Source organism: Acinetobacter sp. YH12200 (assembly GCF_013418175.1).
Lineage (GTDB): Bacteria > Pseudomonadota > Gammaproteobacteria > Pseudomonadales > Moraxellaceae > Acinetobacter > Acinetobacter pseudolwoffii.
Genome location: NZ_VPCO01000006.1, coordinates 17,244 through 33,170 on the forward strand (window position 1 = coordinate 17,244; position 15,927 = coordinate 33,170).

Below are 15,927 nucleotides of genomic sequence, written 5' to 3' on the forward strand. Positions count from 1 at the left end.
GATGACCCCTTTATTTCGTCCTCTACTCACACAAAGTTTTAAAAGTACCGGAATTTATCTGTTAATTATTGCCTTAACTTTGGCGATTAGTGCAACAACAGCGCTCAAGTTTAGCAATGAACAGATTCAGAATGCAGTGGCCTTGCAGGCCGCAGAAATGCTGGCCGGTGATCTGGTACTTTCGGACAATGAGCCTCTACCAAAAGAATGGCGTGATCAGGCCAAACAGCTGGATTTACAGCAGTCAGAAGTCACTTTCTTTAGCACCATGGCCTATACCGATGAACAGTTTGTCATGGTCAATGTCAAAGCCATTGATCAGGCTTTTCCCTTGCGTGGCGAGCTGCAGGTGCAACCTGCAAAAACGAAGATTCAATCGGGTGAAATCTGGCTCAGTCCACGGGCTATGGACCTGCTCAAAGTCAAACTGGGCGATCAGCTGAATATTGCCGATGCGGCGTTTAAAGTTACCGCCAAGATTGAACAGGACTCCAATCAGGAGCTTGGATTTTCCGGATTTTCACCAACGGTGATTATTTCTCAGGCGGATGTGGCACGAACTAATGCCATTCAGGTAGGGAGCCGGATTGAATATCGCTTACTCATGGCGGGTTCTCCAGACAATACGCAAGAATATGAAGCTTTATTTAAGCAGCAGGTCAAGTCAGCAAACGGCTCGGCTGAAACGCCAGCAGAAGTGCAGGGGCAGGAGTTTGAGGAGCAAAGCAGTCTCAGGTTACGCAATGCCAGTGAAGGCAATACCCGCTTGATGAAGCCAATTGCCAATCTGGACACTTTCCTGCAACTGGCCAATATTCTGACCATTCTATTATGTGGGATTGCCATTGCCTTAACTGCACAGCGTTATGTGCAGCAGAATCAAGATCATATTGCCTTGATGCGTTGTATCGGTGCCACCAAGCAGCAGATTCTGTCGGCTTATCTGGCTTTACTCGGGATGGTGCTGTTAATTGCCATGTCGATTGGTACAGTGATCGGCATTGGTCTGGGTTATGGGTTATTACAGTTAATGCTGCAACTGATTCCCAACTTAGAAATTGAATTCTCTGCTATGGCGATGCTGCTCGGGCCATTACCAGTCGCGATGCTGACCAGTGCAGTGGTGCTGTTGGGCTTTGTCATGCCGAGCCTATTGCAACTGTTGAACACGCCACCAATTCGAGTAATCCGCCAGCAGGAAAAATCAGTGCAATCCATGCTGTGGATGCTGCTGACCGGAACGCTGAGCCTGATTATTTTTAGCGTGATTTTAACCGAAAATCTGCTCCTGACTGCCTGGGTGATTGGCGCGATTATTGTGTTATGTGCAGTGTTGTATCTGACGGTATGGTTGATCTTAAAACTGCTGCGCAATCAGAAATTGAATCTGTCAGCCTATGTACGAACACCATCTCAAACAGCCTTACAGATTACCGCTTTGGCCTTGGGTCTCAGTCTGATTACAGTATTAGCCGTATTGCGCACAGATCTATTAGAGCGTTGGCAGCAACAGTTGCCGCAAGGTACACCAAATCAGTTTGTGTATGGTTTGCCGCCGTTTGACATGCCAGACCTAAAAGCTCAAATTGAGCAGAATGGCTGGAAAAGTACACCGCTTTATCCGAACGTTCGTGGGCGTCTGGTGGCCAAAAATGATCAGCCTTTTGCTCCAGAATTAGTCAAAAGCAATAATACTTTAAAACGTGAGCTGAACCTGACCCAGTCCGACAGCTATCCACAGGATAATGTGATTATTCGTGGTGACGCAGCTTTGCAACAGGTCGGCACGGTATCGGTCGAAGCCAATACTGCTGAAGAATTAGGTATCAAGATTGGCGACAAGCTCAGTTTCAGTCTGCCCGAAGGTATGCTGGAAGCGAAGGTCATCAATTTAAGAACGGTCGAGTGGGAAAGTTTTAGTCCGAATTTCTTCTTTATTTTTGCCCCGAATAGCATGGATGCCAATGCCGGAAGTTATCTGGGCAGTTTCTATGTGCCGGAACAAGATAAGGACAAACTGGTGTCTGTGATCCAGCAATTTTCCAATACGGTATTTATTGATGTCAGCCTGATTCTGGAAGAGATCAAGCGTATTGTGAATGTACTGGTGCAGATCGTGACGATTCTGGCCGTGCTGGTTAGTATCTCCGGTTTTCTGGTACTGATGGCTTGTCTGAACCTGCTCATGGATGAACGCAAACGTGAAGTGGCCTTGCTACGGTCATTTGGCAGCTCCAAACAAAAACTGAAAACCATGATGAGTCTGGAAATTGGTTTTATCGGACTGTTTGCCGGAGTGGTTTCCTGTCTGTTTGCCGAAGTGATTAGCGCAATCGCCAGTTATCGTATGGATTTAATGATTCAGCCACACTGGGAAATCTGGATTATCCTGCCGATTTTCATGACTGTGTTATGTGCGCTGATTGGCCGTTATCGTCTGAGCTATCTGTCGGACATTCCGCCCTTACAAAGCTTGCGCGAGATGAATCAGTAAGATTCATCTCCATGGCTTTTTAAATTCGCTGGTATTTAAAGTGGCAATGATTTAAAGCTGCAATTGTTGTCGCATCAGGTCGAGAATATCTTGCCACAGTGGGCGAATTGCTTCGATCAAGGCCAAGTTATGTTGATAAAGCAGCACACAGAGGCCGAAACCGATCACTAAAGCGATCAGATTGATCATGCGGCTATGCTGCATTTTTTGTCCGGCGTACCACAGCAAGGTTAAAAAAGCGCCCATCAACATGCCGCCAATATGTGCTGCATTGTTGATTCCGCTGATCATAAAGCCCATGGCCAGGTTCAGACCCATCACCATCACCAAGGTCTTTTTATCCAGAATAAAACGTTGCTGGGGCAGCATCGGCAACAGGGCCAATACCGTCAGTGAAGCGCCGAGTCCCATCACGGCACCAGATGCACCTGCACTGACCGCCGGCAATAAACTTGGGTTGGCCACACCCCCTGCAATCAGATCATAACTGTCCTGAATGTTCATATAGCCACTGAGCAAACTGCCCATTAAGCCGGCACACAGGTATAAGCCAATAAAATACATCCGGCCAAACAGTTGTTCGGCAACACTACCAAAAATATACAAGGCCCACATATTCAACATCAGGTGAATCAGGCCAAAATGAAAAAACATGCTGCTAAACAAGCGCATGGGTTCCGCTAAATAGGTTAAAGGTGCATAATCTGCACCCCAGAGAATAGCGTCTCGGGTACTCGGCTGGCTAACATCCATGCCATTAATGGCTTGCCAGCCAAATAATCCAACATTGATCCCGATTAAAATGGCGGTGATCCACCAGAGATGCATTTCAAGTTTGCGATGTTCGACAGGGGGAGAGTATTCAGACATGCTATTTTTTTGCTGTGATTGTATATTTCGAATAAGCTTAACACGAAAAATTAAATTTTCAGGAGTAACGCACTGACATGAAAGCCTTTCTGATCCGCACGATGCTCGTCATCGTCAGTGTGATTCTACTGGTTCAATTGTGGATCTTTGCCAGTCTGGCCTGGTGGCGAACCAATCCGGTGAATACCACCATGATGATGCGGATTGATTACTGGACAGAACCTTCCAAAGCGATTCAGCATCAGTGGCGTCCCTATGACGAAATCAGTCTGAATCTGAAACGTGCCATCGTCACTGCAGAAGATGGAAAATTTATTCATCACCATGGTTTTGACTGGGACGGGATTCAAACTGCGCTGAATAAAAACAGAAATCAGGGCCGTGTAGTGGCCGGTGGTTCGACAATCTCCCAGCAATTGGCGAAAAACCTGTTCCTCGTCAACAAGCGTTCATTTGTGCGTAAAGGTCAGGAGGCGGTCGCGACCTGGATGATGGAACGCATGTGGTTGAAAGAACGGATTCTGGAAGTCTATTTAAACTCGATTGAATTTGGTGACAATATCTATGGCGTAGAAGCCGCAGCCAAACATTATTTTGGCAAAACTGCGCAAAGCCTGACTCAGGATCAAGCGATCTTTCTGGCGGCCATTCTGACCAATCCAAAATATTTTCAGGATCATCGCAACTCCTCTGCCTTAAATGCACGCAAGCGCATGATTCAGCGTTATATGCGTTATGCAGAATTGCCTTAAATAATTATTTAAAGAAAAAGCCCAGTTTTTGGGCTTTTTTTTATGAAATTGTCATCAATTTGAAGCATACTTGAACTGATAAGCACAATTTTAAATCCGCATAGGTTTGATATGAATACGGCAGCCAGCACTACTTCAGCACAGCCCGAATATACATATAATGATCGTTATATAAATCGTGAACTGTCTATTTTAGACTTCCATTTACGCGTCCTGGAACAGGCTGTCGATCCTTTACATCCCTTGCTTGAACGCATGAATTTCCTGTTAATTTTCTCGCGTAATCTGGACGAATTTTTTGAGATTCGGGTCGCAGGAATGATGGAACAGTTAGATTTGGACAATGAAAGTCGCAGTCCGGATGGCCTGACCCCAAAGCAGGTGCTGGAACAGATTTCCAAAACTGCACATGCTGCGATTGAACGCCAGTACCGTATTTTAAATGAAGAAATTTTGCCAAAACTGCGTGAGGAAGATATCTGTTTCTTGCGCCGTGGTGAACTGACTCCGGCACAATCGGCCTGGGTGAAAAAATATTTTCAGGAACAGGTTGCGCCCGTCCTGACGCCAATTAGCCTAGACCCTGCACATCCGTTTCCACGTCTGGTGAATAAATCACTGAACTTTATTGTGACTCTCGAAGGTAAAGATGCCTTTGGCCGTCAGATTGATCTGGCTGTGGTGCCAGCGCCGCGTTCGTTACCACGCGTGGTACGTCTGCCAGATGAATTAACCGATGGCAAAGAGCATCATGTGATGCTGTCCGCGATTATTCATGAACATGTTTCGGATCTGTTCCCAGGCATGACAGCGACCGGTTGCTATCAGTTCCGTGTCACGCGGAATGCCGATCTGGCCCTGAATGAAGATGTTGAAGATTTGGCTAAGGCGCTTAAAGGCGAACTCAGTTCACGCCGTTTTGGCCGTGCTGTACGTCTGGAAGTGACAGAAAACTGTCCGCAGCATATTTATGAATATCTGCTGAATGAATTTGATCTGGAAGAAGAGCAGCTTTATAAAGTCGCAGGCCCAGTCAATCTGGCGCGCTTACTGTCTAATTTCAAGCGCCCGCATTTACGCTATGATTCACATACCCCGATCATTCCCAAAGTACTGAAAAAATCTGAAAATATTTTTAGTGCCATGCAAAAACAGGACATCTTGCTGCATCATCCGTTTGAGTCTTTTGCACCGGTCATTTCATTGTTGCGTGAAGCTGCACGTGATCCACAAGTGCTGGCGATCAAACAGACCCTGTACCGCAGTGGCCCGGATTCTGAAATCGTGCAGGTGCTGGCGGAAGCTGCCCGCAATGGCAAGGAAGTCACGGCCGTGATTGAATTGCGTGCACGTTTCGATGAAGAATCCAATATCGAAGTGGCCAATGTCCTGCAAGAAGCCGGTGCGGTGGTGGTCTATGGCATCGTTGGCTATAAAACCCATGCCAAAATGATTCTGGTGGTACGCCGGGAAAATAATAAACTGGTGCGCTATGTACATCTGGGAACCGGCAACTATCATGCCGGCAATGCGCGGATCTATACTGATTATGGTTTGCTCACCACGGATAAAGACCTGTGTGAAGATGTGCACCGTATCTTTCAGGAGCTGACCGGTATGGGGAAAATGGCCAAGCTGAAAAAGCTGTTACATGCGCCATTTACCTTACATGCCCAACTCATTAATTATATTGATAATGAAATCGTGAATGCCAAAGCAGGCAAGCCGGCGCAGATTATTGTCAAAGTTAATGCGCTGACCGAGATGCAGTTGATCAATAAACTCTATGAAGCTTCTCAGGCCGGGGTACAGATTGACCTGATTATCCGCTCGATTTGTAGTTTGCGTCCGGGATTGCCAGGTTTGTCTGAAAATATTCGGGTACGTTCGATTGTCGGGCGTTTCCTGGAACATACCCGCGTGTATTATTTCAGCAATAACGGTAATGCACGGGTTTACTGTTCAAGTGCAGACTGGATGGATCGCAACCTGTTTAACCGGGTCGAAGCCTGCTTCCCGGTAGAAGATGAAGCGTTGAAAAAACGCATCTATCAACAGGGGCTACTTAACTATCTGAAAGATAATCAGCAATCCTGGTTATTACAAGGGGATGGAACCTGGCTGCGGGCGCAGCTGCAAGAAGGTGAAAAGCCACATAATGCTCAACGCATTTTATTGGACTTGTTTAAATAAACGATCTCAAGAGGCTGAAAATTCAGCCTCTTTTTTATCCAGAAAATAGCATTCAAGGGTTTTAAGCAGAGGATATCAGCAGTTTGCGATAGATCTGTTTGACCTGGGCATACATCTGATAGTCAGTCAGCTGGAGCTGGTGCTGTATGTCTACTGGGTTTTTTTGCTGGCTGAGTAAGCGTAAGAGCTGCAATTCGGTTACCTTGAGACAGGTTTTGTCAGTGAGCTGGTACAGGATATGTTCTGCCAGTTCAGCATGGATATAGGCACCGCCGCGCAAGACAATTTTCAGGCTTTCAGCAAACTGGATGAATGAAGCCTGAGGTTGGATATAGCTATTTGCACCAGATAAGATTGCTGAATAAATGAGTGCTGTGGATTCACTCTTGAGTACGGCAACTACAGGTGTACTTGGGTTATGCTGTTTCATCTGACCGATGAAATGAATCTGTAAGGCTTCTGTCAGGTGATAAAGAATCAAGTTAGGCAGATGTTCGGCAATCATCTCTTGTGCAGATTGGAGATTGTCTGCATATAGCAGCATATCTGGTTGATAGCCCAGTTGTTGCAGCACAGTCTGAGTTTTGGACAGGTTCAGGTCAGTAAATGAAGTGATGACTAAAACCGGTGCAGGCAAGAGGGCAGCCAATAAGCTCAATCCTGTTGATTCTGAGAGAAGGCTATACTGTGAATGAAGCAAAATAAAATGAATATCCCAAAAAATAGGGATTTAACGATAATTACCTCATCTTCGTCTTAAATAGCATTTATTGCAGATTAAAACCGATGACAGCAACAGTCAGTTTGAGACTTTAGCAGGTCTATGATGGTTGGCTATATCCACTTTGAGATATAAAAAAAGGAGCAACGGGTGTGCTCCTTTTAATCATCTAAAATTTTAGCTCAAGCAGCATTGTGCTGAGTGATTTTTTGGAAAATCTGTAATAACACATCAAATTCGCTTTGTAGCGGTGTACTTTTACGCGTCACCAATGCCAGGGTGCGACTTGGCGCAGAGTTGATTGGCTTGACCAGAATCTCAGGGTTGGCTTTGATCATATTGGTATAAATCGCAATTTCTGGCAATAAAGTAAAACCAAGATTTGCAGAGACCATTTCGATTAAAGTCGGCAAAGAGCTGGCTTTTAAACGATGATCATTTTTACGCTCACCAATCGGGCAGGCACTCAGGGCATGATCACGTAAGCAATGACCTTCCTCAAGTAACATCAGGCGAGATAGATCCAGATCTTCCAGAGAATTCGCTTGTGCAGCGTGTTGATCTGATTTTTGATAAACCAGATACAGATTCTCTTTGGCAATCTCGGCCACTTTCAGGCCACGTGTATCGAAAGGCAGCGCCAAGGCCACCATATCCAGGTTGCCATGTTCCAGTTTTTCTACAATTTTTTCGCTTTGTGCTTCATGCAGATGCAACTGGATTTTTGGTAATTGTTTATGCACTTCTTCTAGCAGCTGTGACAGCAGGAAGGGAGCAATCGTAGGAATCACGCCAAGATGTAAATCACCGGTTAAGGGTTCACTCATCTCACGACTTAAACGCATCAAGTCCTGAGCATCAGCCAGTAGAACACGTGCGCGTGCAACCACTTGTTCACCAAGAGGCGTTAAACGAACATTCTGGCGATCGCGTTCAACAAGTACGCCACCGAGTAAACGCTCCAGCTCCATAATGCCGCCAGACAAAGTTGACTGGGTGACAAATGAGCGGCGAGCAGCTTCTGTAAAATGTAGCGTCTCTGACAGTGTTACGAGGTATGACAGCTGTCTTAAGGAGGGTAGTGCAGCCATAGTGTCCTAATGTTTATGATTTAAAATGATCAGCAAATAATTCGCTAAGATATGGAATAAAATGCGGTGGGATATCATGCCCCATTCCATCAATTAATTCAAATTTAGCCCCTGGAATCGCTTTTGCAACGGCCTTGCCATGACTGGGAGGCAGCAATCGATCACGAGCACCATGAACCACCAGGGTCTCTTGCTTGATTTGCTTGTTCAGTTGCAGCAATGAACCTGTACATAATATTGCTAAAAACTGTTGAAGTACACCGGCAGGATAGTAACTTCGTTTATATAATTTACGTGCGGTCTGCACCGCTTCCAGATGATTGACATAACCTGGCGAACCGATGATGTTAAACAGTTTTAGACTATGATCTACAATACCATCTTCATCTGTTGAAGCCGGTTTGTCAATCAAACTAAAGAGTTGCTTGGGAAAGGGCGGTGGCAACAGCGGCTGATTGTTGCTGGTAAACAGTAAACCCAGTTTTTTGACTTTGTCCGGATAGCGTGCCGCCAGAATCTGGGCAATCATGCCACCCATGGATGCACCCAATACATCAACCTGATCCAGCCCCATTTTTTCAATCAGCAGACTGACATCTTCAGCCATATCATACAGGTCATAAGGTGCACCCTGATTGCCCAGACCGAGCACAAAACGGCTCATCATTTTCAGGGTGTTCAGGCGTGGACCCTTGTTATGGATTTTTGAAGACAGGCCAATATCGCGATTATCAAAACGTACCAGATGGAAACCTTGATCAATCAATGATTTGCAAAAAAAGTCAGGCCAGTACAGCACCTGCGCACCCAGTCCCATAATCAAGAGCAGCGTAGGATTTTCCGGATTTCCGCCTACCTCGACATGTAATTCCACACCATTACCCAGATCAACTCTGGTTTCACGCATGAAAGAACTATATGGAGAAAGATTAAACTGTAATGCGCTGTGCATAATTGCTGTCCTAATTAAAGGATATTTTGTTTAAAAAATATCCTGAGTATTAAACCTCTAAACCACAGCAGGAATCAAGTCAGGAACCTGCTTGGTCAAAGACAGACGTTGTTTGCCCGCAGTTGCACCCAAGAGTACAAAGCCACGTAAAGTGCCGCTACCGTCGATGGCTTTGGCCAGCATGCCATCTTCCAGCTCTTCAGTTTCCCAGGTGACCTCAACATCGACTGGTGCAGGCAGGACAGTTAAAGGTGCAGCAGGCGTTTTCACTGCCACTGGCATAGCCGGATAATGTACAGCCGTATGTTCGCCATTCAGGGTTTTTGCCAGCGCGCGCGCCTGTTGCATGATGGGCATGACATAAGGCAATAAGGTACCATTCACTTCAGCACAGTCACCTACGGCATAAATATCGGCATGATTGGTTTCCAGTTGCGCCGTGGTTAAAATTCCACGACTGGTATGAACATCTGCCTGTTTGGCCAAAGAAATATTCGGCTGTAGACCTACCGCAGACAAAACCACATCAGCAACGAGAGACTGACCATTGGCCAGTATGACCAAATAGTCACCATTTTCAGCACGAGAGACCTTCTCGACCGTGGTGCCCAAGACGAAATGAATGCCGGTTTCTTCAAGGTTTTTCTGGAAGGCCGTTGCAACATGTTCAGGTAATAAACGGCCCAGCGGTTGAGGTGCCAGATCGATCACTGTGACCTGATGCTCGGTATTTTGCAGGTCATTGGCAAATTCGCAACCAATCAGGCCTGCGCCTAAAATCACCACGCGTTTATCTTCACGTGCCGCCAGATTGCTGCGGAACGTCTTATAGTCACTTAAATTATTCACCACATGAATGTCATCACTGGCATCACCGGAAATGGCTAAACGTACCGGGTTGGCACCGACCGCCAAGACCAGTTTGGAATAATTCTGTGTGCTTTCCTGACCATCTTTCTCAAGTACCAGCTGATGATCTTCCGGATGAATGGCTTTGACCCAAGTCTGCTGTTCAATCCGCATATTCAGTTGTGCCGACATTTTTGCAGCATCGCCCAATGCAATCTGTTCAGGCGCTTTCTTACCAACCAAAGCATTGGAAAGGGTAGGTTTGGCATAATTTATCGCATCATCCGCGCAAATCATCCGCAGTTCATGCTCTGGATTAAGTTTGCGAAATTCACGTGCTACAGCATAACCTGCCATACCTGAACCAATAATAACGATAGGATGCATAGTCGTTTCCATGCTGTAGGGCTCCATGCTGTTTTATATGAGGATAAAAAGGACATAAAAAAAGACCATATTGACATGGTCTTTAACTGGGCGTGCTCAGACTTCGATCATTTCGAAATCGACTTTAGACACGCCACAATCTGGACAGGTCCAGTCATCCGGGATATCTTCCCATTTGGTTCCCGCCACGATGCCGTCTTGAGGCCAACCTTCCGCCTCGTCATAAATCCATCCACAAACGATGCATTGATACTTTTTCATGTAACTCTCCAAAACTGAGCAAGTGTAACCGTCAGCTTAAAATCCATAAAATGGCAAGACTCTAAAAGAATATGACTTTTTAACAGTGAACATATTTGGCTAAATTTTTACGCAGTTCTATTCAGAAAGTAAAGTGAATAAAAGCTTAATCAGCGAAATTAGCAGCAGAATGACTTTGGGATTCAGTATTTCTCTGAAAATGAGTCAAATCGGCTTTGCTGGCAAATGCTGTGGAGTGATGAAGCGGCTGCTGTGGCAAAATTTAGCTTAAATGAGGCGTTATAGACCAAAGTCGTGCAGTAAAAACTGAGGTTTTTATATAATTTAGAATCAGTAAAGTCTGGATTAAATATTTTTATAATAAATGAATATAATAAAATCAATAACTTGTGCTTAAATATTGGGTTTTTATTATACAGCTCGGCTTGTTCATTGGCTGGAAATAGGTTTAAAATTCGCATATTCCTTTTCTTTTTTTAAGATCTCCCATGAGCAATTTGTCTACTTCTTTGTGGTCTCACATTCGTACGGTCCAAGATTTTCCAAAACCAGGAATTTGCTTTTATGATTTGACCCCACTTTTCATGAGCAATATTGGTCCATTGACTGATGCCCTGATTGCCAGCATTCCTGCTGACAAACTGGCAGAAGTAGAAAGCTTTATCGCAGTGGAAGCACGTGGTTTTGTGTTGGCAAGCCTGTTGGCACAACGTACCGGCAAAGGCTTGTTATTGGTGCGTAAAGCAGGAAAATTGCCGCCTCCAGTCGTGGGTGTCGGTTATAGCCTGGAATATGGTCTGGATCGTTTAGAAATGTCTGCGGAAGTTCAGTCTCAGAAAGTCATCATTGTTGATGATGTTCTGGCAACAGGCGGAACTTTAAAAGCGGTAAATGAATTGGCACTCAAATGTCAGCATGAAGTACTAGGTGCAAGTATCTTTCTTGATCTTCCTGATTTGCATGCTGAATTAGGTCTGGATATCTGGTCAGTACTGGATGATAAATCTCAGCCTGAAGCTGCGGTTGCCTAAATTGTAGATTTAAAAAAAAGCTCCTCAATATCGGTAATGCCGGTCAGTTAAGAAATTGACTGGCATTTTCTTTTTTAAATTCATGATCATATTTGACAAGTAGAAAAGTCATCCGCAACTGTTTGAGGCAGGACTAGATTTAAAAATGATTGTTTCTGCGACAAATTTACTAGTCGATGGTGGCTGACGAGTTTTGCGGTGAGGAGTGTTGCTCCGCAAGATGCCTTCCTTGCGAAGCTTCGCTTCTCATTTGGGCGAAACCAAAGTAACAAATTATTTTCAAGTATTTGATTTATAAAGTTAAGACTCCGCCGTGAATGACTAAAAAGTTAAAGAGTCTATTTCTAAACTCCTTAACTGATCAGCATTACCTCAATATCGGGGCTTTTTATTGTCTGATAAAATGATGTTCAATTTCCTGAATCAGCGTATTAATCTGTTCAGGATGTTCTAGTCGATGATGGCCGCCATCAACTGCCTGAATTTGCATATAGTCTTCAAGCTGTGCCTGAACTGCATGCATATCCAGAATTTCATCGCCCAGTTCGAGATAGGCAAACTGCGGAATGTCATGCTGTAAATCGCCATGACAAATTTCCGGATAATCATCTCTGAAATTGGGTTGCAAAATGGGATTCGCCACCACACAGGGAAGGTGATAAGCCTGCGACATTTTCAATGCCCAATAGCCGCCAAGATTATGGCCCACCAGAATATCTGGTTTGATGGTTTCAATCATCTCATGATAAAAATTGGCGACCGAATTATAGCTCAGATTACGATAATCGACATCAATACAATATTTATGCACGACATTAATTGCATGAAACTTGGTGGATTCTCTGGAGGAATCTAAGCCATGTAAAAACAAAATCTTAGACATAATCTTACTCATTTTTATGGGGCATGCCATATTGGTATTTATTGATTGGCACATCATCTTCAATCTGAGCATCATTGTAGAACGTGTGGACATTCAAGGCAGTTAGCTATTGGTCTAAGCCAGCATTTTTCTGCGCAGTGATTTGCTCTACCTCGTCACACACTAGGACTTTCATCTAAGTAATCGCATAATCTGTCCCAAATCGAGCTGAATTGTATTGGTAGAGTGGATTAGATTGACGGGATAAGGTTGGGAAAATGCCAAGATAGTGGATTTTTCCAAAGAAAAGCCGCTTCCTGAGAGTGTTTAAGCTACGATTTGGGTAGGATTTCTGCTATTCTATGCAACTTCTATTTTTTAACTAATCTTATTCGAGGCAGAGATGACGCAAACTAACGCTCAATCGACTTCTGAACAAATCATTTCCGAAAACGATTTAATTGCACAGCGTCATGCCAAGTTAAAGCAAATCGAAGCTCAGGCACAAGAAACTGGTAAAAGCCCATGGCCAAATACCTTTAAGCGTGAGCATTATGCCCAAGATTTACAAGACCAGTTCGCTGATAAATCTAAAGAAGAAATTGAAGCAGGCGAAAAGGTCTACGTCAAAGTTGCCGGTCGTGTGATGTTAAACCGTGGTTCATTTATTGTGATCCAGGACATGACAGGTCGTATCCAGCTTTATGTCGCCCGTAAAGAACTCGCTGCAGATGTACTTGCGACCATCAAAGGTTTAGACCTTGGCGACATTATTGCAATCGAAGGTTATATCGGTCGTTCAGGCAAAGGCGATCTGTATGTACACATCGAACATTTTGAATTATTAACCAAATCATTGCGTCCGCTGCCAGACAAGTTCCACGGTCTGAATGATACTGAAGTAAAGTATCGTAAACGTTATCTTGATCTGATCGTGAACGAAGAAACCCGTAAAACGTTTGAAATTCGTGCCAAAGTGGTTGCAGGTATTCGTGCCTTCCTGACTGAAAAACGCTATATGGAAGTTGAAACGCCAATGATGCATGTGATCCCAGGCGGTGCTTCTGCGCGTCCGTTTGAAACGCATCATAATGCACTAGACATGCCATTGTTCTTGCGTATTGCGCCAGAGCTTTATTTAAAACGTTTGGTGGTGGGTGGTTTTGAACGTGTGTTCGAAATTAACCGTAACTTCCGTAACGAAGGGGTATCTACGCGTCATAACCCAGAATTCACCATGATTGAATTCTATCAAGCCTATGCAGATTATAAGGATCTGATGGAATTGACCGAGCAGATGCTGGAAAAACTGGCGCTGGATATCTTGGGTTCGACCGATGTGCCTTATGGTGATGAAGTGTATAGCTTCAAAGGGCCATTCAAGAAAATTTCAATGTTTGATGCAATTCTGGAAAATAACCCGCAATTTACTCCGGAAAATGTCAATGACCGTGAGTTCCTGGCAAAATTCCTTCAGGAAGAATTGAAAGAGCAAGTGAAGCCAGGTTTTGGTCTGGGTAAGCTGCAAACGATTGTGTTTGAAGAAACAGTTGAAACCAAACTGCGTCAACCAACATTCATTACGGAATATCCAGCGGAAACTTCTCCATTGGCACGTCGTAATGATGACAATCCGCACATCACTGACCGTTTTGAATTCTTTATTGGTGGTCGTGAACTGGCAAATGGCTTCTCGGAATTAAATGATCCAATCGACCAGGCGGAACGTTTCCAGGCACAGGTTGCGGAAAAAGATGCGGGTGATGATGAAGCGATGCATTATGATGCAGACTTTGTAGAAGCACTGGAATATGGCCTACCGCCAACAGCCGGTGAAGGTATTGGTATTGACCGTCTAGTGATGATCTTTGCTAATGCAGCAAGTATCCGTGATGTGATCTTGTTCCCGCATATGCGTCATAAAAATGCATAAGTGCTGAATTTTAGAAAACCCGCTTAGGCGGGTTTTTTTATGCTTTAAATCGCTATACTAAAAAATTAAAGACAAAAAAAACGCAATGATTGGGGTGATCATTGCGTAGAAAAAGGAATGTTTTTTCAAACTACATCAAGCTTAACTGTGGAGAGAGTTAAATTTGATTCCTTACTGTATGTAGCTATAATACGACCCGGTAAGGCTTGACTCAGCAGTATTCATGTTAATAGATGTTAATTAAGGTTAAAACTATGGAGATTCTATGGGCGAGTTTGCTGCTTTATCGTGCATAAACACCTCACAATAAAAAAGCCCTTCATATGAAGAGCTTTAGGTGGTCATTTTATGTTTAGAAACGGAATACACCTAAACCGGTTTTCACTTCATCTAAAGTCGCCTGGGTAATATCACGACATTTATCTGTTCCGGTCTTTAAAATATCCATAATATAGTCAGGGTCTTTAGCAAGCTCCATACGGCGCTCACGGATTGGACCAATCAATTCTTTGAGAATGCCTTCCAGACGTTTTTTCACTGTACCATCGCCTAAACCACCACGACGGTAGTATGCCTTAAGCTCTTCCAGTTCTTCTTTGTTTGGATCAAAGGCGTCCAGATAAGTGAATACTACATTGCCTTCAACCTGACCTGGGTCTTCCACACGAAGATGATTCGGATCGGTATACATGGCATTGACGGCTTTTTTAATATCTTTATCTGTCGCATCCAGCACAATGGTATTGCCCAAAGATTTTGACATTTTCGCTTTGCCATCAAAACCAGGGAGGCGGCCGACATTAGACAGTAGCGCTTTACATTCTGGTAACAGGTCATGACCGATTTGACGGTTCAGACGACGCACGATTTCATTGGTCTGTTCGATCATTGGAATCTGATCTTCACCCACAGGCACAACAGTGGCCTTGAATGCCGTAATGTCGGCAGCCTGAGCTACCGGGTAGCATAAGAAACCCGCTGGAATATCGCGCTCAAAACCACGCATCTGGATTTCAGATTTAATGGTCGGGTTACGCTCAAGACGTGAAACAGTCACGAAATTGAGGTAAAGCATCGTCAGTTCGTTTAAGGCAGGTAAACATGACTGAACACAAATTGTAGTTTTAGTTGGATCAATACCGACAGCCAGATAATCCGTTGCCACTTCAATAATGTTACGACGTACTTTTTCAAAATTATCGGCATTATCGGTGAGTGCTTGAGCATCAGCAAGTAACAAGTGTTGATGGTGAGAATCTTGCAGGCCTACACGAGAGCGTAATGAACCGACAAAGTGGCCGAGGTGAAGTTGTCCGGTAGGACGGTCGCCCGTCAAGATCACTGGACGATTATCTTGATTACTCATTATTTATTCCAAAGGGTAGTCAGTACTACAGCTGTATTTTAACGAATGGCAACATTGTACGGTATTCTGTTTTTGATTGTCAGCCAGAAAAAAAGCTGTATTAAAAAAATCTTATTAATTAAACAAGTGAATACAATATTTTTAAGAATTTTGATTAAAATAAAC

The 15,927-nt window shown here is 44.2% G+C and carries 13 protein-coding genes; 5 read left to right on the forward strand and 8 right to left on the reverse strand.

All coding sequences use genetic code 11. The annotated features are described in order from the left end of the window. The first annotated feature begins 1 nt into the window (after position 1). Positions 2 to 2,494, forward strand: a complete 2,493-nt coding sequence (locus FTU90_RS05425) for an ABC transporter permease (protein ID WP_180072011.1) — start codon at positions 2 to 4, stop codon at positions 2,492 to 2,494. A gap of 51 nt (positions 2,495 to 2,545) precedes the next feature. On the opposite strand, the gene FTU90_RS05430 is transcribed toward FTU90_RS05425, so the two are convergent. Next, positions 2,546 to 3,364, reverse strand: a complete 819-nt coding sequence (locus tag FTU90_RS05430; RefSeq protein WP_180072012.1) for a rhomboid family intramembrane serine protease — start codon at positions 3,362 to 3,364, stop codon at positions 2,546 to 2,548. A gap of 77 nt (positions 3,365 to 3,441) precedes the next feature. On the opposite strand from FTU90_RS05430, the gene mtgA reads away from it, so the two are divergent. Together mtgA and ppk1 are read left to right on the forward strand one after the other, a co-directional pair. Continuing rightward, positions 3,442 to 4,116, forward strand: a complete 675-nt coding sequence (gene mtgA, locus FTU90_RS05435; protein ID WP_180072013.1) for a monofunctional biosynthetic peptidoglycan transglycosylase — start codon at positions 3,442 to 3,444, stop codon at positions 4,114 to 4,116. A 111-nt stretch (positions 4,117 to 4,227) separates the two neighbouring features. Next, positions 4,228 to 6,309, forward strand: coding sequence for a polyphosphate kinase 1 (ppk1, locus tag FTU90_RS05440; protein ID WP_180072014.1), 2,082 nt, complete (start codon positions 4,228 to 4,230; stop codon positions 6,307 to 6,309). 61 nt (positions 6,310 to 6,370) lie between these two features. Here the strand turns inward: ppk1 and FTU90_RS05445 are convergent, their stop codons facing one another. The 5 genes from FTU90_RS05445 to rubA form a co-directional block, all read right to left on the reverse strand. Further along, positions 6,371 to 6,958 (reverse strand): response regulator transcription factor, encoded by a 588-nt coding sequence (locus tag FTU90_RS05445; RefSeq protein WP_100328822.1) that lies wholly within the window; start codon positions 6,956 to 6,958, stop codon positions 6,371 to 6,373. Between the two features lie 254 nt (positions 6,959 to 7,212). Further along, entirely contained in the window at positions 7,213 to 8,121 is a 909-nt protein-coding gene (oxyR, locus tag FTU90_RS05450) for a LysR family transcriptional regulator OxyR (RefSeq protein ID WP_005172010.1), read from the reverse strand. 13 nt (positions 8,122 to 8,134) lie between these two features. Continuing rightward, on the reverse strand, positions 8,135 to 9,073 hold the full coding sequence (gene estB / locus FTU90_RS05455; protein ID WP_005172008.1) for an esterase EstB: 939 nt from the start codon (positions 9,071 to 9,073) through the stop codon (positions 8,135 to 8,137). 57 nt (positions 9,074 to 9,130) lie between these two features. Then, positions 9,131 to 10,309 carry a rubredoxin reductase RubB gene (gene rubB / locus FTU90_RS05460; RefSeq protein WP_180072015.1) on the reverse strand — a complete coding sequence of 393 codons (1,179 nt, stop codon included), beginning with the start codon at positions 10,307 to 10,309 and terminating at the stop codon, positions 9,131 to 9,133. A gap of 96 nt (positions 10,310 to 10,405) precedes the next feature. After that, positions 10,406 to 10,570 carry a rubredoxin RubA gene (rubA, locus tag FTU90_RS05465; RefSeq protein ID WP_005096258.1) on the reverse strand — a complete coding sequence of 55 codons (165 nt, stop codon included), beginning with the start codon at positions 10,568 to 10,570 and terminating at the stop codon, positions 10,406 to 10,408. Positions 10,571 to 11,058: 488 nt separating this feature from the next. Here rubA and FTU90_RS05470 point away from each other — a divergent pair, with 488 nt between their 5' ends. Next, positions 11,059 to 11,601, forward strand: a complete 543-nt coding sequence (locus FTU90_RS05470) for an adenine phosphoribosyltransferase (RefSeq protein WP_005096259.1) — start codon at positions 11,059 to 11,061, stop codon at positions 11,599 to 11,601. A gap of 388 nt (positions 11,602 to 11,989) precedes the next feature. On the opposite strand, the gene FTU90_RS05475 is transcribed toward FTU90_RS05470, so the two are convergent. Next, a complete protein-coding gene (locus FTU90_RS05475; protein ID WP_180072016.1) occupies positions 11,990 to 12,484 on the reverse strand; it encodes a YqiA/YcfP family alpha/beta fold hydrolase in 495 nt (164 codons plus the stop codon). Positions 12,485 to 12,866: 382 nt separating this feature from the next. On the opposite strand from FTU90_RS05475, the gene lysS reads away from it, so the two are divergent. After that, entirely contained in the window at positions 12,867 to 14,396 is a 1,530-nt protein-coding gene (gene lysS, locus FTU90_RS05480; protein WP_005172002.1) for a lysine--tRNA ligase, read from the forward strand. A 352-nt stretch (positions 14,397 to 14,748) separates the two neighbouring features. On the opposite strand, the gene trpS is transcribed toward lysS, so the two are convergent. After that, positions 14,749 to 15,762, reverse strand: a complete 1,014-nt coding sequence (gene trpS / locus FTU90_RS05485) for a tryptophan--tRNA ligase (RefSeq protein ID WP_005172000.1) — start codon at positions 15,760 to 15,762, stop codon at positions 14,749 to 14,751. Between the last annotated feature and the right edge of the window lie 165 nt (positions 15,763 to 15,927).